The organism is Pseudomonas sp. SDO55104_S430, from assembly GCF_054070595.1.
This window is the reverse complement of sequence record NZ_JBSVXG010000442.1, coordinates 1-1,885: the sequence shown is the minus strand read 5'-3', so window position 1 is coordinate 1,885 and position 1,885 is coordinate 1. Positions and strand designations below refer to the sequence as shown.

General features: G+C 57.8%; 2 protein-coding genes. One reads left to right on the top strand and one right to left on the bottom strand.

Features of this window, described 5'->3' with window-relative positions; translation table 11 throughout:
- Positions 1 to 62: 62 nt before the first annotated feature.
- Positions 63 to 773, bottom strand: coding sequence for a glutathione binding-like protein (locus ACW9JE_RS30530; RefSeq protein WP_224542207.1), 711 nt, complete (start codon positions 771 to 773; stop codon positions 63 to 65).
- A gap of 362 nt (positions 774 to 1,135) precedes the next feature.
- Here ACW9JE_RS30530 and ACW9JE_RS30525 point away from each other — a divergent pair, with 362 nt between their 5' ends.
- The gene (locus tag ACW9JE_RS30525; RefSeq protein ID WP_224542209.1) at positions 1,136 to 1,810 is read left to right on the top strand and encodes a histidine phosphatase family protein; all 675 of its coding nucleotides are present in this window, start codon (positions 1,136 to 1,138) and stop codon (positions 1,808 to 1,810) included.
- Positions 1,811 to 1,885: the final 75 nt, after the last annotated feature.

Below are 1,885 nucleotides of genomic sequence, written 5' to 3'. Positions count from 1 at the left end.
CACATGTATTGACTGACTCTGCGCTTTCGCGAGCAAGCCCGCTCCCACAGGGGGTTCAGCGGTTAATTGGAGATCGGCTTCGGAATCTCCAGCCCACGCTTGACCGCCGGCCGCGCCAGGAAGCGCTCCAGCACGCGGGTGACGTTCGGGAAATTCTGGATGCCTACCAGATCACCGGCCTCGTAGAAGCCGATCAGGTTGCGCACCCACGGGAAGATCGCGATGTCGGCGATGGTGTAGTGCTCGCCCATGACCCAGTCGCGGCCTTCCAGGCGCGTGTTCAGCACACCCAGCAGGCGCTTGCTTTCTTCGACGTAGCGATCGCGAGGACGCTTGTCTTCATAGTCCTTGCCGGCGAATTTGTTGAAGAAGCCGAGCTGGCCGAACATCGGGCCGATTCCGCCCATCTGGAACATCAGCCACTGAATGGTCTCGTAACGCAAGGCGGCGTCCTGAGGCAGCAACTGGCCGCTCTTGTCGGCCAGGTACATCAGGATCGCGCCGGACTCGAACAGCGGCAGCGGCTTGTCGCCCGGGCCGTGGGGATCGAGGATCGCCGGGATCTTGTTGTTGACGCTCAACGAAATAAATTCCGGGGTCAACTGATCGTTGCTGCCGAAATCCACGCGATGCGGCTCATAAGGCAGGCCGATCTCTTCGAGCATGATCGAGACCTTGACGCCGTTGGGGGTCGGCAGGGAATACAGCTGAATCCACTCCGGATTGTTGGCCGGCCATTTCCGGGTGATGGGGAATGCAGACAAATCGGTCATGGGCAAATCCACGGAAAAATGAGAGTGAGGATCATAAGGCAGATTGGCGCCAGTGCGAGGCATGAAACCATCATTCTCACTGATGGTGGAGATCGAAAGAGATGACTGGCCTTGGGCGGCCATCACTGTACCTTGTCCATAAATTCGCAACATGCTGTCGATAACCTTCGCGACATCCCGTTCAAGGTGACCGACAAATGGCTGCATTTACCAGCCGGAATCGAACCAATGGGTTTCAGAGGACTCTGATCACTAACCCTTTGAAAACGGACCGGTTTCACGACATGGAAAACACCCGGACCAGGACATCCGCGGTGTAGAGGTTTGTCAGCCTTAACCCATTTGCTGAAGAACACTTTTCCATGATGAATTTTTTGAAACGCGCCAATCGCTTCAAACATCGCGCCTACATTTTTCTGCCCGCCGTGCTGGCGGCCAGCGCGTTGTTCCTGATGCTCGAATCCCGCGTCAACGCCGCCCAACCCACCGATGGCACCCAGACGCTGGTGTTCCTGCGTCACGCGGAAAAACCCGCCGGTGGCCTGGGCCAGCTCAATTGCCAGGGTCTGAACCGCGCCATCGATCTGGCGACCTTGCTGCCGGAAAAATTCGGCAAGGCCGACTACGTGTTCGCCGCCAACCCGACTCGTAATGTCGAGGAAGGTGAACTGGACAATTCCTACAGCTACATCCGCCCGCTGATGACCATCAGCCCCAGCGCGATCAAGCTCGGCCTGCCAGTGAACATCGATTACTCGGCCAACGACACCAGCGACCTGGCCGATGAACTGCTTCACGACAAGTACCACAACTCGGTGATCTACACCGCCTGGTCCCATGGCTACCTGCCGGAGCTGATCAACAAAGTAGCCGGCGAAGCGGTTGGCAAGAAGCAGAAGATCACCGAAGACTGGGAATCCGGCGACTATGACTCGCTGTATGTCCTGACCCTGACCTGGCACAACGGCAAGGCCAGTGTGCAGAGCCAGAGCTACAAGCAGGGGTTGGATAATGGGCGGGAGACTTGTCCGACCTGAGTTTTTGTGGTGCCTGACAGGGCCTCTTCGCGGGCAAGCCTCGCTCCTACAGATTGCATCGCGCCAAGACCTGTA